The sequence below is a fragment of the Variovorax sp. KBS0712 genome (genome assembly GCF_006323185.2).
In the GTDB taxonomy this organism is placed as follows: domain Bacteria; phylum Pseudomonadota; class Gammaproteobacteria; order Burkholderiales; family Burkholderiaceae_C; genus Variovorax; species Variovorax boronicumulans.
The window spans coordinates 1,156,139-1,177,510 of record NZ_VCCD02000001.1 but is presented as its reverse complement, the minus strand read 5'-3'; the positions used below and the strand labels follow the sequence as shown (position 1 = coordinate 1,177,510).

General features: G+C 68.7%; 21 protein-coding genes. 17 read left to right on the top strand and 4 right to left on the bottom strand.

What is annotated here, in order from left to right; genetic code table 11:
- Window positions 1–4 precede the first annotated feature (4 nt).
- The 4 genes from gsiC to FFI97_RS05240 are packed head-to-tail and all read left to right on the top strand — an operon-like array spanning window position 5 to window position 3,781.
- Window positions 5–925: a glutathione ABC transporter permease GsiC gene (gene gsiC / locus FFI97_RS05255; RefSeq protein ID WP_139705900.1), complete on the top strand. Its 921-nt coding sequence runs from the start codon at window positions 5–7 to the stop codon at window positions 923–925.
- 10 nt (window positions 926–935) lie between these two features.
- The gene (gene gsiD, locus FFI97_RS05250; RefSeq protein WP_062472514.1) at window positions 936–1,862 is read left to right on the top strand and encodes a glutathione ABC transporter permease GsiD; all 927 of its coding nucleotides are present in this window, start codon (window positions 936–938) and stop codon (window positions 1,860–1,862) included.
- A gap of 24 nt (window positions 1,863–1,886) precedes the next feature.
- A complete protein-coding gene (locus FFI97_RS05245) occupies window positions 1,887–2,948 on the top strand; it encodes a P1 family peptidase (RefSeq protein ID WP_139705898.1) in 1,062 nt (353 codons plus the stop codon).
- Between the two features lie 11 nt (window positions 2,949–2,959).
- Window positions 2,960–3,781, top strand: coding sequence for a M55 family metallopeptidase (locus tag FFI97_RS05240; protein WP_139705896.1), 822 nt, complete (start codon window positions 2,960–2,962; stop codon window positions 3,779–3,781).
- Window positions 3,782–3,803: 22 nt separating this feature from the next.
- Here FFI97_RS05240 and FFI97_RS05235 read toward each other — a convergent pair whose 3' ends face one another.
- Window positions 3,804–5,723, bottom strand: a complete 1,920-nt coding sequence (locus tag FFI97_RS05235) for a sensor histidine kinase (protein WP_185993561.1) — start codon at window positions 5,721–5,723, stop codon at window positions 3,804–3,806.
- Window positions 5,724–5,923: 200 nt separating this feature from the next.
- Between FFI97_RS05235 and FFI97_RS05230 the strand changes: the two genes are divergently transcribed.
- The 9 genes from FFI97_RS05230 to FFI97_RS05190 all read left to right on the top strand — a co-directional run bounded on the left by FFI97_RS05230 (window position 5,924) and on the right by FFI97_RS05190 (window position 13,836).
- Entirely contained in the window at window positions 5,924–6,616 is a 693-nt protein-coding gene (locus FFI97_RS05230; protein WP_139705891.1) for a response regulator transcription factor, read from the top strand.
- Window positions 6,617–6,723: 107 nt separating this feature from the next.
- A complete protein-coding gene (locus FFI97_RS05225) occupies window positions 6,724–7,044 on the top strand; it encodes a hypothetical protein (protein WP_139705889.1) in 321 nt (106 codons plus the stop codon).
- 241 nt (window positions 7,045–7,285) lie between these two features.
- Complete coding sequence (locus FFI97_RS05220; RefSeq protein WP_144004376.1) at window positions 7,286–9,064, top strand: nitrite/sulfite reductase; 1,779 nt, start codon at window positions 7,286–7,288, stop codon at window positions 9,062–9,064.
- On the top strand, window positions 9,061–9,456 hold the full coding sequence (locus FFI97_RS05215) for a DUF934 domain-containing protein (protein ID WP_062472499.1): 396 nt from the start codon (window positions 9,061–9,063) through the stop codon (window positions 9,454–9,456). Before FFI97_RS05220 ends, FFI97_RS05215 begins: the two co-directional genes overlap by 4 nt.
- Window positions 9,457–9,473: 17 nt before the next feature.
- Window positions 9,474–10,106, top strand: coding sequence for a phosphoadenosine phosphosulfate reductase family protein (locus tag FFI97_RS05210; RefSeq protein WP_139706772.1), 633 nt, complete (start codon window positions 9,474–9,476; stop codon window positions 10,104–10,106).
- Between the two features lie 32 nt (window positions 10,107–10,138).
- Window positions 10,139–11,092: a sulfate adenylyltransferase subunit CysD gene (gene cysD, locus FFI97_RS05205; protein WP_062472495.1), complete on the top strand. Its 954-nt coding sequence runs from the start codon at window positions 10,139–10,141 to the stop codon at window positions 11,090–11,092.
- On the top strand, window positions 11,092–12,429 hold the full coding sequence (locus tag FFI97_RS05200) for a sulfate adenylyltransferase subunit 1 (RefSeq protein WP_139706774.1): 1,338 nt from the start codon (window positions 11,092–11,094) through the stop codon (window positions 12,427–12,429). The genes cysD and FFI97_RS05200 overlap by 1 nt, the downstream gene beginning before the upstream one ends.
- Before the next feature lie 43 nt (window positions 12,430–12,472).
- Entirely contained in the window at window positions 12,473–12,802 is a 330-nt protein-coding gene (gene fdxA / locus FFI97_RS05195) for a ferredoxin FdxA (protein WP_062472491.1), read from the top strand.
- Complete coding sequence (locus FFI97_RS05190) at window positions 12,760–13,836, top strand: NAD(P)/FAD-dependent oxidoreductase (RefSeq protein WP_139706776.1); 1,077 nt, start codon at window positions 12,760–12,762, stop codon at window positions 13,834–13,836. Before fdxA ends, FFI97_RS05190 begins: the two co-directional genes overlap by 43 nt.
- Here the strand turns inward: FFI97_RS05190 and FFI97_RS05185 are convergent.
- Window positions 13,823–15,124 carry an aspartate aminotransferase family protein gene (locus FFI97_RS05185; protein ID WP_139706778.1) on the bottom strand — a complete coding sequence of 434 codons (1,302 nt, stop codon included), beginning with the start codon at window positions 15,122–15,124 and terminating at the stop codon, window positions 13,823–13,825. The two genes, FFI97_RS05190 and FFI97_RS05185, sit on opposite strands and share 14 nt — an antisense overlap.
- A 115-nt stretch (window positions 15,125–15,239) precedes the next feature.
- Between FFI97_RS05185 and FFI97_RS05180 the strand changes: the two genes are divergently transcribed.
- The gene (locus FFI97_RS05180) at window positions 15,240–15,980 is read left to right on the top strand and encodes a TetR/AcrR family transcriptional regulator (protein ID WP_139706780.1); all 741 of its coding nucleotides are present in this window, start codon (window positions 15,240–15,242) and stop codon (window positions 15,978–15,980) included.
- Here FFI97_RS05180 and FFI97_RS05175 read toward each other — a convergent pair.
- On the bottom strand, window positions 15,964–16,881 hold the full coding sequence (locus FFI97_RS05175) for a LysR family transcriptional regulator (protein ID WP_139706782.1): 918 nt from the start codon (window positions 16,879–16,881) through the stop codon (window positions 15,964–15,966). The two genes, FFI97_RS05180 and FFI97_RS05175, sit on opposite strands and share 17 nt — an antisense overlap.
- A gap of 84 nt (window positions 16,882–16,965) precedes the next feature.
- On the opposite strand from FFI97_RS05175, the gene FFI97_RS05170 reads away from it, so the two are divergent.
- Genes FFI97_RS05170 through FFI97_RS05160 form a run of 3 tightly spaced genes read left to right on the top strand, consistent with a single transcriptional unit; the run spans window position 16,966 to window position 20,200 of the window.
- Window positions 16,966–17,997, top strand: coding sequence for a Bug family tripartite tricarboxylate transporter substrate binding protein (locus FFI97_RS05170; protein WP_139706784.1), 1,032 nt, complete (start codon window positions 16,966–16,968; stop codon window positions 17,995–17,997).
- Window positions 17,994–19,220: an aromatic ring-hydroxylating dioxygenase subunit alpha gene (locus FFI97_RS05165; protein ID WP_139706786.1), complete on the top strand. Its 1,227-nt coding sequence runs from the start codon at window positions 17,994–17,996 to the stop codon at window positions 19,218–19,220. The genes FFI97_RS05170 and FFI97_RS05165 overlap by 4 nt, the downstream gene beginning before the upstream one ends.
- Before the next feature lie 5 nt (window positions 19,221–19,225).
- The gene (locus FFI97_RS05160) at window positions 19,226–20,200 is read left to right on the top strand and encodes a PDR/VanB family oxidoreductase (protein ID WP_260684905.1); all 975 of its coding nucleotides are present in this window, start codon (window positions 19,226–19,228) and stop codon (window positions 20,198–20,200) included.
- Here the strand turns inward: FFI97_RS05160 and FFI97_RS34400 are convergent.
- Window positions 20,174–20,734 (bottom strand): adenylate/guanylate cyclase domain-containing protein, encoded by a 561-nt coding sequence (locus FFI97_RS34400; protein ID WP_409574626.1) that lies wholly within the window; start codon window positions 20,732–20,734, stop codon window positions 20,174–20,176. The genes FFI97_RS05160 and FFI97_RS34400 overlap by 27 nt on opposite strands.
- Window positions 20,735–21,372 lie beyond the last annotated feature (638 nt).

Sequence of the window (21,372 nt, the reverse complement as noted above, 5' to 3'; positions counted from 1 at the left end):
TCCCATGCTGAATTACTTCCTCAAACGACTGTTGGGCCTGATCCCCACGCTGCTCATCGTGGCAGTGCTGGTGTTCCTGTTCGTCCACATGCTCCCCGGCGACCCGGCGCGCCTTGCCGCCGGCCAGGATGCCGACGAGCAGACCGTGGCCATGGTGCGCTCGGAGCTCGGGCTGGACAGGCCGCTGCCCCAGCAGTTCGTGAGCTTCTTCACCCACATGGTGCAAGGCGACTTCGGCACCTCGATCCGCACGCGGCGGCCGGTGTCGACGGAGATTGCCGAGCGCTTTTTCCCGACGGTGATGCTGACCATCACCAGCATGGTGTGGGCGGTGATCTTCGGCATGGGGATCGGCATCGTGTCGGCGGTGTACCGCAACAAATGGCCCGACCGCATCGGCATGACGCTGGCGGTGTCGGGCATCTCATTCCCCGCATTTGCATTGGGCATGCTGCTCATGCAGATCTTCTCGGTGCAGCTCGGCTGGCTGCCCACGGTGGGCGCCGCGACCTGGCAGCACTACATCCTGCCGTCGATCACGCTGGGCGCAGCCGTGGCCGCCGTGATGGCCCGCTTCACGCGCGCTTCCTTCGTCGAAGTGATCCAGGAAGACTTCGTGCGCACCGCGCGTGCCAAGGGCGTGCACGAAACCAGCGTGGTGTTCAAGCACACACTGCGCAACGCGCTGATTCCGGTGGTCACGATGATGGGCCTGCAGTTCGGCTTCCTGCTGGGCGGCTCCATTCTTGTGGAGGCGGTGTTCAACTGGCCCGGCCTGGGCCGCCTGCTGGTCGATGCCGTGCAGATGCGCGACTACCCCGTGATCCAGACGCTGGTGCTGCTGTTCTCGCTCGAATTCATCCTGATCAACCTCGTGGTCGATGTGCTGTATGGCTACATCAACCCGACCATCCGCTACAAGTGAGCACGCAGCCATGACGCAAGCTACCGGCGTGTCTGCCGAATCCATCGTTCCACTGTCCCCCGTTGCCGTTGCGCTGACCGCCGGCAAGGTCCGCACGCCCTGGGGCGAATGCTGGCGCCGTTTCAAGAAGCAGCCCGTGGGCATCGTCGCGGCGGTGTTCGTGCTGCTGCTGGTGGTGATCGCGGTGTTCGCACCGTGGATCGTGCCCTTCGATCCCGAGAACTTCTTCGACTACGACATGCTGAACAGCGGGCCCTCGGCCACGCACTGGTTCGGCGTCGATCCGCTGGGTCGCGACATCTTCAGCCGCATCCTGGCGGGCACACGCATCTCGCTGGCGGCCGGCTTCCTGTCGGTGCTGGTGGGCGGCATCATCGGCACGGCCTTCGGCCTGCTGGCCGGCTACTACGAAGGCTGGTGGGACCGCATCGTGATGCGCATCTCGGACGTGCTGTTCGCCTTCCCCGGCATCCTGCTGGCGCTGGGCGTGGTGGCCATCCTGGGCAGCAGCATGACCAACGTGGTGGTGGCGGTGTCGGTGTTCAGCGTGCCGGCCTTTGCGCGCCTGGTGCGCGGCAACACGCTGGTGCTCAAGCAGCAGACCTACATCGAGGCCGAGCGCAGCATCGGCGCGTCCGACTGGACCATCATCGTGCGGCACATCCTGCCGGGCACGATCTCGTCGATCGTCGTGTACTTCTCGATGCGCGTGGGCACCTCGATCATCACGGCGGCCAGCCTCTCGTTCCTGGGCATGGGCGCGCAGCCGCCGACGCCCGAGTGGGGCGCGATGCTCAACGAAGCCCGCGCCGACATGGTCACGTCGCCGCACGTGGCGCTGTTCCCCAGCCTGGCCATCTTCTTCACCGTGCTGGCCTTCAACCTGCTGGGCGATGCGCTGCGCGACGCGCTCGATCCGAAGATCGACCGCCAGTAAGCCCGTTCTTCTCTTTCTCTCTTCATGGCCTCGACGACCTCCCTGCCCTTCATCGGCACCCTGCCTGCGGGCACGCGCGACGCCATCACCGACGTCGCGGGCGTCACGGTCGGCCACCGCACGCTGGCCGACGGCCCGGTGCAGACCGGCGTGACCGTGATCCGCCCGCACGCCGGCGACCCGTTCCGCGACAAGGTGCCGGCCGCGGCCGTGGTGCTCAACGGCTTCGGCAAGAGCGTGGGGCTGGTGCAGCTGGCCGAGCTCGGCGTGCTGGAAACGCCGATCGCGCTGACCAACACCTTCTCGGTCGGCACTGTGGCGACGGCGCAGATCCGCCACTGCGCGGCAGCCAACCCTGAGACCGGCCGCGCGCTGCCCACGGTGAACCCACTGGTCTTCGAGTGCAACGACGGTTTTCTCAACGACATCCAGCGGCTGGCCGTGACCGAGGCCGACTACCTGCAGGCGCTCGACGCCGCCGATGCCGACTTTGAACAGGGCTCGGTCGGCGCGGGGCGCGGCATGTCGAGCTTCCAGCTCAAGGGCGGCATCGGCAGCGCGTCGCGCCGCGTGGCGATGGCCGACGACACGACCCACACGGTGGGCACGCTGGTGCTGGCGAACTACGGACGCCAGCCGCAGCTGGTGCTGGCCGGGCACGCGGTGGGCGAACGGCTCGCGGCGCTGCAGGCAGCGAAGGAAGCGGCGGAGCCCGAGAAGGGCTCGATCATCATCGTCGTCGCCACCGACGCCCCGCTCGACGCGCGCCAGCTGCGCCGCCTGGCGCTGCGCGCGGGCGCGGGGCTGGCCCGCACCGGCTCGGTCTACGGCCACGGCAGCGGCGACCTGGTGCTGGCCTTCTCGACCGCCTACACGATCCCCGACCGCGCGGACCGGCCCATGCCGGCCGTGGCGATGCTGCACGACACGCGGCTCGACGGGCTGTTCCAGGCCGCGGCCGACAGCACCGAGCAGGCCATACTTCATGCGCTGTGGCGCGCCACGCCGGTCACAGGCCGCGACGGCAACCACCGCGCCGCGCTCGGCGAACTGCTGCCGGCGTCTTCCCTTTCACATCTCGCCTGAAACACACGTCCATGAAAGTCCTGATCTCCACCGACATCGAAGGCGTTGCGGGCGTCTACCACCACGAGCAGGCACGCCAGGGCAACCCCGAGTACGAACGCGCCCGCGTGCTGATGGCGCAGGAGGCCAACGCCGCGATTGCCGGCGCCTTCGACGCCGGCGCCACCGAGGTGCTGGTGAACGACTCGCACGGCGGCTTTCGCAACATGCCGCCCGATGTGCTCGACGCCCGCGCCCGCGTGGTGCAGGGCAAGCCGCGCTACCTGAGCATGGTGGCGGGTGTGGAAGAAGACGGCGTGGAAGCGGTCTGCATGGTCGGCTACCACTCACGTGCCCAAGGGCGCGGCATCCTCGCGCACACGATCAACGGCTTTGCCTTTGCAGGCATCCGGCTTGGCGACCAGGAACTCGGCGAAGCCGGAATCTACGGCGCACTGGCCGGCGAATACGGCGTGCCCGTGGTGATGGCCAGCGGCGACGACGTGTTCATCTCCGAGAACCGGGCGCTCTTTCCGCATGCGAGCTTCGTGCAGACCAAGAAGGCGACCGGCTTCAACAGCGGCGTGTCGCTGTCGCCGGAGCAATCGCGCCAGGCGATCCGCGCCGGCGTGATCGAAGGGCTGGCCGCGCGTGCCCACGCACGTCCGCTGGTCTTCCAGGGCCCGCAGGTGGTCACGCTGCGCACCCAGTCGCCGATGATGGCCGACCTGTTCTGCCAGTGGCCGAGCTTCGAGCGCGTCGACGGCGTGACGCTGCGCTTCACCGCTGAAACAGTGGAGTCGGCGGTGCGCATGCTGAACTGTTGCTCGGCGATGTCGGCGATGCTGCGCTGAAGCTGCGCGCCTTCAAGGCACTTCAAGGCAACGCGAGGCTGAAGCGCACGTGACCGTCCTGCCCGGCGCTGTCGAGCCGGGCCTGGCCCTGGTGCAGCTCGGCGATCTGGTGCACGAGGTACAGGCCCAGCCCGGCGCCCGGTGAGCGCGCCGCCTGGCGGCCGCGGAAGTACTTCTCGAACAGCCGCGGCACCTCGTCGTGCGGAATCGCGTCGCCGGGGTTGCTCACGCGGATGTCCAGGCCGCCCGCTTCCGCTGGCACCACGTCCAGCACGATGGCGTGGCCGGCCGGCGTGTGGCGGTCGGCGTTGGCCAGCAGGTTGCGTAGCGCCACGCGCAGCAGGCCGGGGTCGCACACCAGCTGCGGCGGCAGGTGGCTGCCCTGCCACACGACGCGGCCGTCGGGCCAGTCGGCCACCAGGTCCTCGAACAGTTCCAGCAGCTCGTCGCGCTCGCAAGGGCGCGGCTGGAACGGCGTCTGGCCGGCCTCCATGCGATCGGACGTCAGGTACTCGTCGACCAGCGCCGTCATGCGCTGTGCGGCGGCACGCAGGTTGAGGCAGCGCGCCAGCGTCTTCTCGCGCGCGGCGTCGAGGTTCTTGGCAATCTGCTGCGCCGTGGTGTGGATGATCGCCAGCGGCGTGCGGAACTCGTGCGACACCATGGCGACGAAATCCACCTGCGACTGCTTGGCGCGGCGCTCGGTCTCCAGCGCGGCGCGCAGGTCGACCTCGAGGCGCTGGCGCTGCTCGATCTCGCCGCGCAGGTCGGCCGTGCGCTTGCGCACCTCGTCTTCCAGCCGGTCGTTCTGGCGCCCGACCACGTGCACCAGGCGCGCCTGCGCGGCCTCCTTTTCGCGGCGCAGCTGGTCGTAGCGGCGGTTCAGCCGCATGCTCATGAGCAGCAGGTGCAGCAGCGTGCCCACGGCGGTCGCGTTGTCGGTCCAGGCGCCGGCCGGCAGCCAGCCCTGGTTGCGCAGGAAGCTCACCATCACGCCCACGTAGTAGATGCCGAAGATGATGAGAAAAGCCCGCGCCTGGCCCTGATCGCGCGGCAGCAGCCACAGCGCGGCGCCGATCAGGTAGACGATGCACAGCATCGCCGTCCCCTGCACCGCCTGCATGGCCAGGCCGTTGGCGCCGGCCAGCACCAGCGCCACCGCGATGGCACTCACGAGGCCCACCACGCGCACCGCCACGCGGGTGAAGCGCGGCCACTGCAGGTCGGTGCCCAACTGCATGCCGGCGAACCGGATGCCGATGGCCACGCCGGCGCAGATCGACAGGCTCAGCAGCATGTCGAACAGCCGCGCGGGCATGGCCAGAAGCTGCTGCGGCAGCCCGGCCGTCAGGAACTCGACCAGCAGCGCGTTCGCCACGTAGACCAGGTACCAGGCGCTCAGGCGCTCGCGCGTCATCTGCCAGAACAGCGTGTGAAAGGCGAGCAGCATCAGGCCGAATCCGAAGCCCAGGCCGTAGAAGAGGTACTCGCGCCGCGCGGTGCCCGCGTAGACCTCGGGCGCGGCGAAGCCGATGGTGGTCGACATGGCATTGCGCGACTGCAGGCGCAGCAGCAGCGGCGTGGGTTCGGTGCTCTCCAGCGTGAGCGGCAGCTGCACGTTGCGCGCGTCCACCGGCCAGTGCTCGCGGCCGATGTCTTCGCCGGACTGCACGGCCAGTTGCCAGCGGCCGGTGTCGTCCCGACGGTACAGCCGCACGTCGTCGAGCAGCGCGTTCCTGAACTGCGCCAGCCACCGCTGCTGCGGCGCGTCGGCCGGGCGCTGCACCTCGAGCTTGATCCACACGGCGTCGCGCGTGAAGCCCGCATTCACGGCCCCGGGCAAGGCCTTCCAGCCCGGGGCGGCGGCGGCTTCGTCAGCGCTGAGGCGCCCTTCGGGGTCTCGCAGCATCGACAACTGGCCGTGGCTGTCGACGCTCGCCAACGGGTTCAGCCGGAGCACCCCGGCTGTGGCCGAGGCAGAAAAGAGAAGGCCCAGCACGGCAAGGCAACCGCACCGCCACAGGCACCGAGCAAGGCGTTTCATGGGCGCGGATTATCGAGGCCACACCTAAAATCTGCGCGCCCTTCGCCCCGCTTAGAAACGCTCAGATTCCCTCGGCCACCAGCCCCTACCCTGTTCCCATGCGTGATGTGATCCTGCTGGAAGATGAAGCCGTGCTGCGCGAAGAGTTGAGCGAGTTCCTGGCCGGCAGCGGCTACCGGGTCGATGCCGAGGCGTCGCTCGAAGGCTTCCACCGCACCTACGACCCGGCCCGCCACGGCATCGCGCTGGTCGACCTCGGGCTGCCCGACGGCGACGGCCTGTCGCTGATCCGCGAGCTGCGCGAACGCGGCGAGCGCCTGGGCATCGTCGTGCTGACGGCGCGCGGCGGCGCCCGCGACCGCGTGACGGGGCTGGACATCGGCGCCGACTACTACCTGTCGAAGACCACCGACCTCGATGAACTGGCGGCCACGCTGGCGGCGCTGTCGCGGCGCCTGGGCGATTCGCCCGCCGCGCTGCCGGCCGACGCCTGGGTGCTGGAACTGGGCCCGCGCCGGCTGTCGCCGCCGGGCTTCGCGCCCATTGCGCTGTCGGAGCAGGACCTCACGGTGCTGCACGAGCTGATGCGCAGCGCCGGCGAGATCGCCAGCCGCCAGCAGATCGTGCAGGCCCTGGGCGAGCACTACCTGAGCTACGACCAGCGCCGTCTCGACACCCAGATCCGCCGCCTGCGGCGCAAGGTCAGCGAGGCCACGGGCCTGGTGCTGCCGATCAACACGGCGCGCAACGCCGGCTACCGCTTCCACGCCAAGACGCTCATCCGGCGCTAGCCCGGCGCTGTCCGGGTGCCGCTGCGGCGCTCAGAAACGCTCAGTTTCATTTCGATACCCGCCGCTAATCTGCGGCACAGGCAGCGACTTGAGGCACGGATGAAGGCATGAGCGATCTCGCCAGGACAACTTCTTATGTGGTCCCCTACGTGGTCCACGTCAAAGGCCAGAACTTCACCTTGAAGGATGTCATGGTGGCCGCGGACATCTACCGGCTGCGGATCGAGGAGCAGATCGGCGATCCGCTGCGGGTGGTGAAGTGCTTCCAGGCCTGGTCGAAGGAGCGCCACCACGGCATCGAGCACCTGAACCGGACCGAAGCCCGGCTGGCCCGGGAATGGCTCAATGCGCAACATCAGGCCGACAAGGCCGCCCGGCAGCTGCTGAGCTCGCCGCAGACCCTCGGCTTCGACTTCAAGCTGCGATAGGCGCCCTGCGCGGGTGCCCCCGGGTTCCTAGAATCCAGCGTCCGGCGACCCCGCGCCGGCCTTCGCGCCTTATCCGGAATAAGCAACCAACCGCCTCGCAACCCGCATGGATGCTGGTGAATAAGCTTATCCGCATAAGACGTGAACCAAAAAATAGTTTGTTTCCATAAGGCGGGCTTTCAGAATCCGGGGCTTCTTGCTGGGGCGCTGGACGCACCGCACTTCAAGACACATACGCACGATGTACCAATACACAGAATTCGACCGCCAGTTCGTTCACCAACGCGCTGCCCAGTTCCGAGACCAGCTCGAGCGCTGGCAAAAGGGCCGCCTGCACGAGGACGAGTTCCGCCCCCTGCGCCTGCAAAACGGCTGGTACGTGCAGCGCTACGCGCCGATGCTTCGCGTGGCCGTGCCGTACGGCGAGCTGTCGAGCAAGCAGCTGCGCGTGCTGGCCCGCATCGCCCGCGAATACGACGAGCCCGAGGCCGAGGTCTACCGCAAGGCCATCGAGACCCAGGGCCTGCTCGGCAGCCACAAGCTGCCCACCCACTACGCCCACTTCACGACGCGCCAGAACGTCCAGTACAACTGGATTCCGCTGGCCAAGTCGGCCGACGTGATGGACCTGCTGGCTTCGGTCGACATGCACGGCATCCAGACCAGCGGCAACTGCATCCGCAACATCACGAGCGACGAGCGCGCCGGCATCGCCGTCGACGAGATCGCCGACCCGCGCCCCTTCGCGGAAATCATGCGCCAGTGGAGCACGCTGCACCCCGAGTTCGCCTTTTTGCCGCGCAAGTTCAAGATCGCCATCACCGGCGCCACCGAAGACCGCGCCGCCACCGGCTGGCACGACGTGGGCCTGCACGTGGTGAAGAACGAAGCGGGCGACATCGGCTTTCGCGTGCAGGTGGGTGGCGGCATGGGCCGCACCCCCATCATCGGCACCGTGCTGCGCGAGTTCCTGCCCTGGCAGCAGATCATGAATTACCTCGAAGCGGTGATTCGTGTCTACAACCGCTACGGCCGCCGCGACAACATCTACAAGGCGCGCATCAAGATCCTGGTGAAGGCCGAAGGCCAGCGCTACATCGACGACGTCGAGGCCGAGTACAAGCAGATCCTCGAGCACGACGGCGCACCGCACACCATCACGCAGGAAGAGTACGACCGCGTGGCCGCCTCCTTCGTGCCGCCGACGCTGGCCACCCGCGTGCTGCAAAGCGCCGAGAAGACCGACGCCGAGCTGCGCGCCCACGCCGCCGACGACGTCATGTTCGCGCGCTGGCTCGCCCGCAACGTCGACGCCCACAAGAACCCCGCGCTGCGCGCCGTGACGCTGTCGTTCAAGCGCCTGAAGCAGGCGCCCGGCGACGCCTCGGGCGACCAGCTCGACACCATCGCCGAGCTGGCCGACCGCTTCTCGGCCGGTGAAGCCCGCGTGACGCACGACCAGAACGTGGTGCTGCCCTGGGTGCACGCCGAAGACCTGCACGCGCTGTGGCTCGCCGCCCGCGCCGCCGGCTTCGCCAGCGCCAACGTGCAACTGCTGACCGACATGATCGCCTGCCCCGGCGGCGACTTCTGCGCGCTGGCCAACGCCCGCTCCATTCCTATCGCCGAAGCCATCACCGAGCGCTACCAGGACCTCGACGAGCTCGACGACCTGGGCGAGATCGACCTGCACATCAGCGGCTGCATCAACTCGTGCGGCCACCACCACAGCGGCCACATCGGCATCCTGGGCGTCGACAAGGACGGCAAGGAGTGGTACCAGGTCACCCTCGGCGGCTCCGACGGCTCCGCGCTCAGCGGCGCGCCGCAGGCCGGCAAGGTGGTCGGCCCCTCGTTCTCGGCGGCCGAAGTGCCGGGCGTGATCGAGGCCGTGCTCATCACGTACCGCGACACCCGCGCCAACGGCGAGACCTTCATCGACACCCTGCGCCGCGTGGGCCACGACCCGTTCAAGGCCGCAGCCAACGGTGCGCGATTCAAGGTGGAGGAAGCAGCATGAAAAAGACTCTGAACATCCTTTCGGCCGAAGAACACATCGACGACGGCGACCCGAAGGTCCTGCAACTGGCCAACGACGCCGACCCGCTCGCCATCGAGGTGTGCCTGGCCGACATCGAGCGCATCGACCTGAACTTTCCGAAGTTCACCGACGGCCGCGCCTACAGCCAGGCCTTCCTGCTGCGCCGCCGCCTGGGCTTCACGGGCGACATCCGCGCCACGGGCGATGTGCTGATCGACCAGCTGGTGCAGATGGAACGCACCGGCTTCTCCAGCGCCGTGCTCAAGGAAGGCGTGGACGCCTCCGACGCACAACGCCAGTTCGACCGCTTCGCCACGTTCTACCAGGGCGACGCAGTGAAGACCGCGCCGCACTTCGTGGCCGGCGCCTGAGCAGACAAGAGAGCCCCATGAGCATCGCCACCGACATCGACTTTGCACGCATCAACACCGAACTCGGCCGCAACGCCGAGGGCCTGGTGGACTGGGCCGTCGGCCTGGGCCAGCCCGCGATCATCACCACCAACTTCCGCCCCTTCGAGGCCGTGATCCTGCACATGGTCACGCGCGCCAAGCGGGACGTGCCGGTGGTCTGGATGGACAACGGCTACAACACCGAGGCCACCTACCGTTTTGCCGACGAGGTGACGAAGCTCCTGGGCCTGGACTTGCACATCTACCTGCCGCGCCGCTCGCGCGCGCACCGCGAAGCGGTCGAAGGTGCCACGCCGGCGCTGGACGATCCGCGCCACGCCGCCTTCACCGAAGAAGTGAAGCTGGAGCCCTTTGCCCGCGCGCTGCGCGAAACCGCGCCCAAGGTGTGGTTCACCGCGCTGCGGGCCACCGACACGGCCGTGCGCGCGCAGATGGACCCGGTCAGCGTCAACCCGGACGGCCTGATCAAGGTCGCGCCGCTGCTGCACTGGTCGTCCAAGGACCTGTACGAATACTGCGAAGCCAACGGCCTGCCCAACAACTTCGACTACGTGGACCCGACCAAGGGCGAGGACAACCGCGAATGCGGCTTGCATCTGTCGCACTGAACGATCGCTCCCCGCCTCCAGGACCCCATCCGATGAACGCCCGTACCGAAGCCGACCTGCTGCAGCCGCCCATGCATTCACCCGCGAACCTGTCCAACACGCACCTCGACGCGCTGGAAGAAGAAACCATTTTCATCCTGCGCGAAGTGGCCGCCGCCTTCGAGCGCCCCACCCTGCTGTTCTCGGGCGGCAAGGACTCGCTGGTGCTGCTCAAGTGCGCCGAGAAAGCCTTCGGCGTCGGCCGCATTCCCTACCCGCTGCTGATGATCGACACGGGCCACAACTTCCCCGAAGTGACGGCCTACCGCGACCAGCGCGCGAAGGAACTGGGCGCCGAACTCATCGTGCGCAGCGTCGAAGACTCGATGAAGCGCGGCACCGTGCGCCTGGCCCATCCGGGCGAATCGCGCAACGCGCACCAGTCGGTGACGCTGCTCGAAGCGATCGAAGAATTCCGCTTCGACGCGCTGATCGGCGGCGCCCGCCGCGACGAGGAAAAGGCCCGCGCCAAGGAGCGCATCTTTTCGCACCGCGACAGCTTCGGCCAGTGGCAGCCCAAGGACCAGCGCCCCGAACTGTGGACGCTGTTCAACACGCGCCTGGCTCCCGGCGAGCACTTCCGCGTGTTCCCGATCTCGAACTGGACCGAGCTCGACGTGTGGCAATACATCGAGCGCGAGAACGTCGGCCTGCCGTCGATCTACTACACGCACAAGCGTGAAGTGGTCGAGCGCCGCGGCCTGCTGGTGCCCGTGACCGAACTCACGCCGCCGCGCGACGGCGAGACCGTGCAGGTGCGCGACGTGCGCTTTCGCACCGTGGGCGACATCACGACCACCTGCCCGGTCGAGAGCCTGGCCGCAGGCGCGGGCGACGTGGTGCTGGAGACGCTGTCGGTCGACGTCAGCGAGCGCGGCGCCACGCGCATGGACGACATGACGTCCGAAGCTTCGATGGAAAAACGCAAGAAAGACGGTTACTTCTGATGAGCGCAACGATCGCACCCCCCGCCACGACCGACGTCCACGGCGACACCGGCACCGCCCTGCGCTTCATCACCTGCGGCTCGGTCGATGACGGCAAGAGCACGCTCATCGGCCGCCTGCTGGTCGACAGCAAGACCGTGCTGCAAGACCAGCTGGCCGGCGTGCAGCGCGGCGGCGAAACCGACCTGGCCCTGCTGACCGACGGCCTCTCGGCCGAGCGCGAGCAAGGCATCACGATCGACGTGGCCTACCGCTACTTCTCGACCGCCAAGCGCAAGTTCATCATCGGCGACGCGCCGGGCCACGAGCAGTACACGCGCAACATGGTCACGGCCGTCTCGGCCGCCGACGCGGCCGTGGTGCTGGTCGATGCCACCAAGCTGGCCTGGGCCGCCGAGGTCGAAGACGGCACCGTGGTCAAGCGCGAGCTGCTGCCGCAGACGCGCCGCCACACGCTGCTGGCCCACCTGCTGCGCGTGCAGTCGATCGTGTTCGCGGTCAACAAGCTCGACGCCATCGACGACGCCGCGCTCGCCTTCGAACGCATCTCGACCGCGCTGAACGCCTTTGCCGAAGCGGCCGGCGTGAAGGTCGCGGCCATCGTGCCGATCTCGGCCCTCAAGGGCTGGAACGTGGCCACGCGCCATGCCGACTGGGTCGGCTACGAAGGCCCGAGCCTGCTCGAGCTGCTCGAAGAACTGCCGGTCACCGAACAGGACGAGGCCGTGCCCTTCGCCTTCCCGGTGCAGTGGGTCGAGAAGTTCTCGGCCTCGGCCGACACCTCGCAGGGCCGCCGCGTGTTCTGGGGCCGCGTGGCCTCGGGCCATGTGGAGCCCGGCCAGCGCGTGACCGTGCTGCCGAGCAACCAGACCGCCACCGTCGCCCAGGTGCTGAGCCACACGCGCCAGCCGAAGACGGTGCATGCGGGTCACAGCGCCGGCATCGTGCTCGACCGCGAACTCGACGTGTCGCGCGGCGACTGGCTGCTGGCACCCGAGGCCTTCGAGCCCGTGCGCGAGATCACCGCCACCGTGGCCTGGCTCGACGACGAGCCGCTGGTCGCGGGCCGCGTGTACTGGGCGCTGCAGGGCCACCGCTGGGTCAAGGCCAAGGTGGCGCGCATCGTCGATCGCGTGAACATCACCACCCTCGAATCCGAGCCGGCGACCCAGCTGGAGGCCAATTCCATCGGCGATGTGGTGCTCGCGCTGCAGCAGCCGCTGGCCGTGCTGCCCTTCGCCCAATCGCGTGCGCTGGGGTCGCTGGTGCTGGTCGATACGGCCTCCCATCGCACCTCCGCCGCCGTGCTCGTGCAGACGCCCGCCGCAAAGGCCTAAAATCTAGGGTTTTCCAGCCCCTTCTCCTGACGCTAAAAGACAAATGACCCACGTCGTCTCCGAAGCCTGCATCCGTTGCAAATACACCGACTGCGTGGACGTTTGCCCCGTCGACTGTTTCCGCGAAGGTCCCAACATGCTGGTGATCGACCCGGATGAATGCATCGACTGCGCCGTCTGCATCCCTGAATGCCCGGTCAATGCGATCTACGCCGAGGAAGACCTGCCGGCCGACCAGATCGCCTTCATCAAGCTGAACGCCGAGCTGGCCCTGGCCGACGGCTGGAAGAGCATCACCAAGCGCAAGCCCGCCCTGCCCGAAGCCGAGGAGTGGAAGGACAAGACGGGCAAGATCTCGGAGCTGGTGCGCTGAGCCAGGCGCCCGCACCGATCGAGACCGACGCGCTGATCATCGGCGCCGGTCCGGTCGGCCTGTTCCAGGCCTTCCAGCTGGGCCTGCTCGAGATTTCCTGCCACATCGTCGATGCGCTGCCCGCCGCCGGCGGCCAGTGCGTGGCGTTGTACGGCCACAAGCCGATCTACGACATTCCCGGCACCCCGGTCACCAGCGGGCGCGATCTGGCGCAGTCGCTGCTGCAGCAGGTGGCGCCGTTCAAGCCGCAATTCCACTTCGGCGAGCAGGTTTCTACGCTTGCCCGCCAGGCCGACGACCGTCTGCTGCTGACCACCTCGGCCGGCACCGCCTTCCTTGCGAAGACCGTGTTCATCGCGGCGGGTGTCGGCGCCTTCGTGCCCAAGCGCATCGCCGTCGACGGCATCGGGCAGTTCGAAGGCTCGACGCTGTTCTATCACCCCGATTCGCTCGACCGCTTCGCCGGCCAGACGGTGGTGGTGAACGGTGGCGACGACATCGCGCTGGAAACCGCCATCGCCCTCACGGCCATCGCCAGGCAGGTGACGCTGGTCCACCGCCGCGACGGCTTCCAGGCCGACGAGGCGAACGTGGCCGCCATGCGCGCCCTCGTGGCCGACGGCAAGCTGGCCTTCCGGGTCGGCCAGCCGAGCGCCTTCGACGGCAAGCAGCTGCAGATCACCACGCCCGACGCCACCACGGTCAACCTGCCGCTCGACGCGCTGGTCGCCTGCCTGGGCATTTCGCCGCGCCTGGGCCCCATCGCCGACTGGGGCCTCGAGCTGGAACGCAAGCAGGTGCCGGTCGACACCGAGAAGTACGAAACCCGCGAGCCCGGCGTGTTCGCGGTGGGCGACATCAACACCTACCCGGGCAAGAAGAAGCTCATCGTCTGCGGCTTCCACGAGGCCACGCTGGCCGCCTGGGGCGCCGCGGCGCGGGTGTTCCCCGGCAAGGCGATCCCGCTGCAGTACACGACCACCAGCACGCGCCTGCACGAGCTGCTGGGCGTGGCGGGCACTACCCCGCGCTGAGCAGCAGCGGCCGGTAGGCCTCGATGAAGCTGCCCACGGCGGCGACGTAGCGGTCGATATCCTGCGCCGACAACGGCAGCGAGAGCACGACGAATCCGCGCGGCGAGGTGTAGATCCCCTCGCTCAGCAGGTGGAAGAACAGCAGCTGCCGCAAGCGCCCGTTCACCGCCGCCAGGTCGGCCACGCGCCGCACCTCGCCCCGCAGGAAATGCGCATTCATGAGCGAGCCCACGCCGGTGAACTGCATCGCGACGCCTTCGCGCTCGCACAGCGCATTGAGCCGTGACCGCATCGCCTCGCCGCGCTCGGCCAATGCTGCTGCCGCCTCGGGCGTGAACAGCTGCGTGAGGCCCGCATAGCCGGCCGCCATCGTCATCACGTTGTTGTTGAAAGTGCCCGAGTGCGCAAGCGCCCCGGTGCGTGGGTCGAACTGCGCCATCACGTCCGCCCGCCCACCGAAGGCGCCGAAGGACATGCCGCCACCGATGTACTTGCCCAGCGTCGTCAGGTCGGCTCGAATGCCCAACCCGTTCGCCAGCCCGTGCGGCCCCAACCGCGAGGTCATCACCTCGTCGAAGACCAGCAGCGCCCCGACCCGCGTAGCCCCGTCACGCAATGCCTGCAGGAAATCGCGCCCGCCCGGAATGCAGCCGCTCGCGCCCTGCATCGGTTCGACCAGGATGGCGGCGATGTCCGCACCGTGTTCGTCGATCTGCGCGCGCGCCGTGTCCGCGTCGTTGTAGGGCAGCACGAGGAAGTCGAAGGGCACGGTCGTCGATGACGGCTGGTCGCCGAAGCCGAGCACGCCGCCGTGGTAGCCGCCCGAGAACACGACGATCTTGCGCCGCCCCGTGAAGCGCAGCGCGGCCGTGAGCGCCATCAGGTTCGCCTCGGTGCCCGAGTTGGTGAAGCGCAGCTGCTCGACCTGCGGAAAGCGCTCGCAGATCGTCTGCGCGAGCCGGCCTTCGAGCAGGTTGTGGCCCGTGAGGTTGATGCCGCCCTGCATCGCCTCGATGACCGCCTCGCGGATCTCAGGCGCCGAGTGGCCATAGACGCCAGCCGTGTACTCGGCGATGAAGTCGGTGTAGCGATGGCCGTCCGCGTCCCAGAGCGCCGCGCCTTCGCCCTTGGCGATGGTGAGCGGGAACGGCGCGTAGAACAGCACCGAACGGCTGTTGGCGCCGGGCATGTAACGCGTCTGCGCCTCGAAGCGGCGCAGGCTTTCGGGGTTGCCGTCGGTGAAGCGTTGATGGGCCTGGGCCAGGGCCTGGTCGATGGCGGTCGTCATGGAAGACATCCTTTGGGAGTGGAACGTACCGGGAGCGCCCGGCCCGCTTAATTGATCAATGCTCAATTAATAATATTTATACAATCAATTCACCCGCTGCACAATGGCCGCATCCATGAAGAAAAAAGTCCCCGAGCCTCGCCCCCGGACGGCCGGCCGCCCTGCCGGCGGTGCGGCGCTGTCGAAGCAGCGCATCGCCGAAGCCGCGCTGGCGCACATCGACGCCTTCGGCCTCGGCGCCTTCAGCATGCGAGAGATCGCGGCGCAGCTCGGCGTGTACCCGGCCACGGTGCACTGGCATGTCAGCACGCGCGAGGCCCTGCTGGCCGAAGTCGCCGCCACGGTCATGGCGCAGGTCACGCCGCCCAAGGGCACGCTCGCCTGGCAGGACTGGATCGCCGAGTTGTTCCACCGCTGCCGCACCGCGGTGCGGCAGCACCCGAACGTGGCGCAGCTGCTCGGGGCGCAGCTGGTGTCGAACGGCAGCCTGCCGACCGAACTGGTCGAAGGCGTGCTGGCGGCGCTGACCGAGGCCGGCTTCGACGGCGAGCCGCTGCGCGAGGCCTACAACTGCGTGATCGCCGCGATGCTGGGCTTCCTGACAATGGAGTTTTCGCCCCTGCCCGCCGACAACACGCAGGCCTGGGCCGAAGAGCTGCGCGAGCGCGTCCACACGATCCGCCCGCTCGACCATCCCGTGCTCGCTCGCCACCTGCCGCAGCTGGCCAACAAGGCCTTCATCCTGCGCTGGGACAACGGCACCACCGTGCCGCTCGACAGCAGTTTCGAGCGGCACATCCAGATCACGATCGACGGGTTGGAAGCTTTCGCGCGCAGGCTCAAGCCGGCGCAGTGAGCGCGATGCGCAGCAGCGCGTCTTTCAGCCACAGCACGCCCGCATCCGAATTCGAGCGCCGGTTCCAGCAGACGACCGAGCGGTAGCCCGGCAACTCGAAGGGCAGCGGGTGCACCGCGAGACGATCGCGAAAGCGCTCGGCCACGCGCAGCGGCAGCACGGCCACATGGTCGGTCTGCGCCAGCAGGTCGACGATCTGGCCGAAGCTGGTCATCGCCACGCGCATGCTGCGCGTGCGCCCTTGCCGCGCCAGCACCTGGTCGATGAGGTCGTCCAGCGCCGAGCTGCCGTAGCCCAGGAACACGTGCGGCGCGTCGCAGAAGGCATCCAGCGTGGCCGCCTCGCCCAGCGTCGGGTGGCCGCGGCGCACCGCGACCACGTAGCGGTCTTCGTACAGCAGCGCCGATTCGCAATCGCTCGGCGGCTGCAGGCGCGGCAGCACGGCCACGTCGAAGTCGCCCTTGCGCAGGCGCTCGGTGAGCGTGAGGAACGAGCTCGTCTCCCAGTGCAGGCGGATGCGCGACCCGCAGGCCACGAGTTCGTTGGCGAGTGTCGGCAGCAGCAGGTGGCTCGCGTAGTCACTGCCCGAGATGCGAAAGATGCGCTGCGACACCGCCGGCTCGAAGCCCTCGCCGGGCTCCAGCATCGCGGACAGGTCGGCCAGCACGCGCTCGACCTGACCGGCCAGCGCATGGGCGCGCGCCGTGGGCTCCACGCCATGCGCCGTGCGCGTGAACAGCGGATCGCCGAAGGTGTCGCGCAGCCGGTTGAGCGAGGCACTCACCGCCGGCTGGCTCAGGAAGAGCCGGGTCGCCGCGCGCGACACGCTGCGTTCGCGCATCAGAGCATCGAAGGTCCGCAGCATGCCGACATCGAGGCTGCGGATATCACGTTGGGCCATATCTCATATTCAAAGCTTCGAATTGCCCGCGGGGCAGGCTGTCCGTATCGTCCAGCGCACAAGTACAACACGACTGGAGACACGATGAATCGGTTCAGACCCTCGCCGCCCGAAGCACACGCGGCGGACAAGACATGCACTGCGCGCCGCCATGCACTCGGTGTGCTCGGTGCCGGCATCGCGGCCCTCGCCGCCGGCCCCGCCTTCGCACAGCCCGCGCCCTTTCCCAACCGCGTGGTGCGCATCGTGCCCTTCGGCTCGCCCGGCGGGCCGATGGACGCCATCGCCCGCGTCTATGCCGAGAAGCTCAAGGCGCGCTGGAACCAGCCGGTGATCGTCGAGGCCCGTCCCGGCGCCAGCGGCACCATCGCGGCCGACGCCGTCGCCAAGGCCGCGCCCGACGGCTACACCGTGCTGCTCACGCTGCCGCTCACGCACATCAACAACGTGGTGTTGCAACCCAGGCTGCCCTACGACCCGGTGAAAGACTTCGAGCCGCTGTCGCAACTGGCCACCGGCGGCCCGATGCTGATCGCCCGCGCCTCGGCGCCCTTCTCCACCGTGCGCGAGTTCGTGGCCTACGCCAAGGCGCATCCCGGCGTCTCGTACGGCACCTGGGGCAACGGCTCCAACGCACACCTGTTCGGCGAACTGCTGGCGCGCCAGAACCACATCGACCTGGTGCACGTGCCCTACAAAGCCGAGGCCGCCGCGCACAACGACATGTTCGGCGAAGCGCTGGGCGTGGCCTGGGCCAACCCCGCGACCGCGCGCGGCCTCGCACAGGCCGGGCGCATCAAGGTGCTGGGCATCACGGGCCGCCAGCGCGTGCGCTCGATGCCCAACGTGCCGACCTTCACCGAACAGGGCTTTGCAGGCTTCGACCTCGACAGCTGGATCGGCGTGTATGCGCCCGCGCGCACGCCGCAGCCCGTGCTCGACGAATGGTCGCTCGCGCTGCGTGAGATCACGAAGCTGCCCGACATCCAGGAGCGGCTGGCCGGCTACGGCTTCGAGCCGCTGGGCAGCACGCCCGCCGAATTCCGTGCCGGCTACAAGGCCGACTTTCCCCGCGTGGCGGACCTGATCAAGGCCGCAGGAGTCACCCCCGAATGAGCGCCGTCGCCCCCCCTTCCGCCACGTCCGAGTGGCAACCCATCGCCTTCGACACCGGTACCGCCTACGGCCGCAAGGCGCCGAGCCACAAACCCGAGCTGACCGAGGTCGGCGCCGGCACGCCCATGGGCGAGCTGCTGCGCCGCTACTGGCACCCCATCGGCCTGGCCGCCGACGCCACCGACACGCCGCGCCAGGTGCGCGTGCTGGGCGAAGACCTCATCCTGTTCCGCGACAAGAAAGGCCGCGCGGGCCTCGTGCACTGGCGCTGCGCGCACCGCGGAGCGTCGCTCTACTACGGGCGCGTGGAAGAAGAAGGCATCCGCTGCTGCTACCACGGCTGGATGTTCGACGTGCAGGGCCACTGCGTCGACCAGCCCTGCGAACCCGATGGCGGCGCGCGCAGCCGCGGCCGCGTGCGCCAGCCCTGGTACCCGGTGCAGGAGCAGTACGGCCTGGTCTGGGCCTACCTCGGCCCGGCCGAGAAGAAGCCCGTGCTGCCACGCTACGACTGTCTCGAAACCATGGACGACGGCGAGACCCTGGAAGCCGACGGCAACAGCATCGGCGGCGGCGGGCCGCAGGTCATTCCCTGCAACTGGCTGCAGCACTACGAGAACGTGGCCGACCCGTTTCACGTGCCCGTGCTGCACGGCAGCTTCAGCGGCACGCAGTTCGTGGCACTCATGGGTCAGATGCCCGACGTGAGCTTCGAGAGCACCGAGACCGGCGTGACGATCACCTCGATCCGCACGCTCGAAGACGGCAGCACCTTCCGCCGCGTGGCCGGCCCCGTGCTGCCGACGCTGCGCGTGGTGCCCAACCCGCGCGTGGCCGCCTACGGGCGCGTCGAGTCGATCGGCTGGGTGCTGCCGATCGACGACCACAGCTTTCGCATTTACACCGTCGGCCGGGTGAAAAACCCCGGCGACCTTGCCCGCGTGCGCTCGCGCCTGAACGGCAAGCTGTGGGAAGAGCTGAGCGAGGCCGAGCACCGCGCCTTCCCCGGCGACTACGAGGCGCAGGTGAGCCAGGGCGCCATCACCGCGCATTCGGAAGAGCACCTGGCCTCGTCCGACCGCGGCATCGTGATGCTGCGCCGGCTGCTGCAACGCCAGCTCGACGCGCTGCGCGAAGGCCGCGACCCGGCCGGCGTGAGCTTCGACCCCGCGGCCCCGCCCGTGCAGTTCGAGGCCGGCAACTTCCTCGTGCCGAAGGAATGAATGGCGTGTCGGGCGGCGCAGGCATCGCGGTGCGGGTGGCACGCAAGACGGTCGAGGCCGAAGGCGTGGCCGGCTTCAGGCTGGTACCCGCCGATGGCGAGCGCTTGCCGGCCTTCACGCCGGGCGCGCACATCGACGTCGCATTGCCAGGCGGGCTGGTGCGCCAGTATTCGCTGTGCAACGCATCGGCCCCTGACGGCGAGGGGCACTACGAAATCGGCGTGTTGCGCGACGCCGCCTCGCGCGGCGGCTCGCGGGCGATGCACGACGCCGTCCATGAGGGCTCGGTGTTGCAGATCGGCCCGCCGCGCAACCTCTTCGCGCTCGACGAAAACGCAACGCACAGCCTGCTGCTGGCCGGCGGCATCGGCGTGACGCCGCTGCTGTCGATGGCGCAGCGGCTGGCCGCGCTGGGGGCCGACTTCGCGCTGCACTGCTGCAGCCGCTCGGCGGCGCGCGCGCCCTACCGGCGCCGGCTCGAAGACAGCGCGTTCGCGCACAAGGTGTTCTTTCACCACGACGACGGCCCGCCCGCGCAGCACATCGACCTCGCCACCACCCTCGGCAGTCCGGCTCCGGGCCGACACGTCTATGTCTGCGGCCCCTCGGGCTTTCTCGAGGCCGTTCGCACGACCGCGCGCGCCCTGCATTGGGCGGACGCGCAGGTGCACTTCGAGTCGTTCTCGGGCGCCGCACCGCCGGCCGATGGACAAGGCTGCTTCGAGGTCGAACTGCACCGCTCCCGCCGCGTCGTCCACATCCCCGCGACGATGACTGTGCTGGACGCGCTCGCCGCCGAGGGCATCGAGATCCCGGTCTCGTGCGCGCAAGGCGTCTGCGGCACCTGCCTCACGCGGGTGCTCGCAGGCGAGGTCGCGCACCACGACCTCTACCTGACACCCGCCGAGCAGGCGGCCAACGACTGCTTCCTGCCCTGCTGCTCGCGGGCCCGCTCACCGAGGCTGGTGCTCGACCTCTAGGAGTTCGTAGAGCACCATCCGCGTCTGCCGCCCGCGCAGCTCGATCTGCTCCTCGATGCGCCGCGTGGCCAGACGCCCGCCCAGCCCTTCGAAGGTCGCCTCGGACATCAGCGTGCGCGTGCCCAGCTGCTTGTTGGTGCCTTCGATGCGGCTGGCCGCGTTGATCACGTCGCCCAGCGCCGTGTACGACAGCCGGTCGCTCGAGCCGAGCACCCCGGCGATCACGATGCCGGTGTGCATGCCGATGCGCGTGCGAAAAGGCTGCAGGCCCTCGGCCTGCCAGCGACGGTTGAGCTCGGTCATCTCGGCGTGCAGTTCGAGCGAGGCCGCGCAGGCGTGGTACTCCGCGTCGGGCAGGTCGGTGGGCGCGCCCCACAACACCATGATGCCGTCGCCCATGAACTTGTCGATCACGCCGCCGTGGCGCGCGAACACGCGGGTCGCGAGGTTAAAGTAGTCGGTCAGCTGCCGCATCAGCACGTCGGCCGGCATCGATTCCGCGATGGCCGTGAATCCTTCCACGTCGGTGAACATCGCGGTGATGCGGCGCGGCGAACCGTTGGGCTCTAGGGCATGGCCTTCGGCGATGAGCTGGCGGATCACGTCCACCGGCACGAACTTGCGAAAGGCCTGCAGGCTGCGCGCGGATTCGTCCAGCGCCTGGTTCAGGTGCTGGATCTCGAGCACGCGGCTCGACTCGCGCGGCAGGTCGTCGAGCTCGAGCCGCCCGATGCGCCGCGCCGTGCGCGAGAGACTTTCGATGGGCGCGGTCACCAGCTTCGACAGGCGCAGCGAAATGAAGAGCGCGATCGCCAGGAACGCCAGCACCAGCAGCAGCGACCACAGCACATTGCGGTGCAGCGCACCCAGCAGCGCCTCTTCGGGCTCCCAGCTGACCAGATGCCAGTCGGTGGCCGCAATGCGCGAAGTCTGCACCTGGTAGTGCTGGCCTTCGTGCACGAGCCCGAAGGCCATGTCCTCGGTCCAGCCGCGGCTGCCGTTGGCCAGCATGTGGGCGTGCAGCGCGCCGAGCACGCCGTCGTCGGGGTCTTCGAGCTTGCGCACCGAATGCGGGTTGTCGCTGCGCGCGATCACGTGGTGGTCGGCACTCAACAGCGCGCTGTGGCCGTGGCCCGTGCCGCCGAACAGGCGCACGAGGTTCGAGAGATGCC

Excerpts from the sequence above, each read along its gene's own strand:
- FFI97_RS34400 (WP_409574626.1), bottom strand. The coding sequence starts at position 20,734 with ATGTTCACCGACGTGGAAGGATTCACGGCCATCGCGGAATCGATGCCG.
- FFI97_RS05245 (WP_139705898.1), top strand. The coding sequence starts at position 1,887 with ATGGCCTCGACGACCTCCCTGCCCTTCATCGGCACCCTGCCTGCGGGC.
- gsiC (WP_139705900.1), top strand. The coding sequence starts at position 5 with ATGCTGAATTACTTCCTCAAACGACTGTTGGGCCTGATCCCCACGCTG.
- fdxA (WP_062472491.1), top strand. The coding sequence starts at position 12,473 with ATGACCCACGTCGTCTCCGAAGCCTGCATCCGTTGCAAATACACCGAC.
- cysD (WP_062472495.1), top strand. The coding sequence starts at position 10,139 with ATGAACGCCCGTACCGAAGCCGACCTGCTGCAGCCGCCCATGCATTCA.
- FFI97_RS05165 (WP_139706786.1), top strand. The coding sequence starts at position 17,994 with ATGAGCGCCGTCGCCCCCCCTTCCGCCACGTCCGAGTGGCAACCCATC.
- FFI97_RS05220 (WP_144004376.1), top strand. The coding sequence starts at position 7,286 with ATGTACCAATACACAGAATTCGACCGCCAGTTCGTTCACCAACGCGCT.
- FFI97_RS05210 (WP_139706772.1), top strand. The coding sequence starts at position 9,474 with ATGAGCATCGCCACCGACATCGACTTTGCACGCATCAACACCGAACTC.
- FFI97_RS05225 (WP_139705889.1), top strand. The coding sequence starts at position 6,724 with ATGAGCGATCTCGCCAGGACAACTTCTTATGTGGTCCCCTACGTGGTC.
- gsiD (WP_062472514.1), top strand. The coding sequence starts at position 936 with ATGACGCAAGCTACCGGCGTGTCTGCCGAATCCATCGTTCCACTGTCC.
- FFI97_RS05180 (WP_139706780.1), top strand. The coding sequence starts at position 15,240 with ATGAAGAAAAAAGTCCCCGAGCCTCGCCCCCGGACGGCCGGCCGCCCT.
- FFI97_RS05215 (WP_062472499.1), top strand. The coding sequence starts at position 9,061 with ATGAAAAAGACTCTGAACATCCTTTCGGCCGAAGAACACATCGACGAC.
- FFI97_RS05175 (WP_139706782.1), bottom strand. The coding sequence starts at position 16,881 with ATGGCCCAACGTGATATCCGCAGCCTCGATGTCGGCATGCTGCGGACC.
- FFI97_RS05240 (WP_139705896.1), top strand. The coding sequence starts at position 2,960 with ATGAAAGTCCTGATCTCCACCGACATCGAAGGCGTTGCGGGCGTCTAC.
- FFI97_RS05230 (WP_139705891.1), top strand. The coding sequence starts at position 5,924 with ATGCGTGATGTGATCCTGCTGGAAGATGAAGCCGTGCTGCGCGAAGAG.
- FFI97_RS05185 (WP_139706778.1), bottom strand. The coding sequence starts at position 15,124 with ATGACGACCGCCATCGACCAGGCCCTGGCCCAGGCCCATCAACGCTTC.
- FFI97_RS05200 (WP_139706774.1), top strand. The coding sequence starts at position 11,092 with ATGAGCGCAACGATCGCACCCCCCGCCACGACCGACGTCCACGGCGAC.
- FFI97_RS05170 (WP_139706784.1), top strand. The coding sequence starts at position 16,966 with ATGAATCGGTTCAGACCCTCGCCGCCCGAAGCACACGCGGCGGACAAG.